This window comes from Granulicella sp. S190 (assembly GCF_009766095.1).
In the GTDB taxonomy this organism is placed as follows: domain Bacteria; phylum Acidobacteriota; class Terriglobia; order Terriglobales; family Acidobacteriaceae; genus Edaphobacter.
In genome coordinates this window covers 1-306 of the sequence record NZ_LMUD01000048.1, presented here as the reverse complement: position 1 = coordinate 306, position 306 = coordinate 1, and the positions used below count along the sequence as shown (strand labels likewise).

Genomic DNA, 306 nt, shown 5'->3' with positions numbered 1-306 from the left:
CACACCGATCATTTTGGGAAGAAGGAACACCCACCCAATCCAAAATCCTGCGCAACTTCAAACAGCATCCAATCTCCTTGTCCCACCACACTGTTCAAAGAAACTTGATTCCTAATCATAGTCACGACATTCTCCGCGGTGGTATTATTGTCAATTTCAACAACGTTGAACCTTTGCATATCACCGATAAATATCCTCTGCTGCGTCTTGATATTGGCTACCGCCACCGCCTGCACAAGCTGCACGGGAGGCTTGGGCGACCGCTCGAATTCTGTGGATGTCTTGCCCTGAAGGCCAAGCCTGTGG

The 306-nt window shown here is 49.3% G+C and carries 1 protein-coding gene; it reads right to left on the bottom strand.

Annotated features, from left to right (window positions below; translation table 11 throughout):
* Positions 1-8: 8 nt before the first annotated feature.
* A partial coding sequence (locus GSQ94_RS20920; protein WP_158946063.1) for a hypothetical protein occupies positions 9-306 on the bottom strand: 298 nt, incomplete at its 5' end.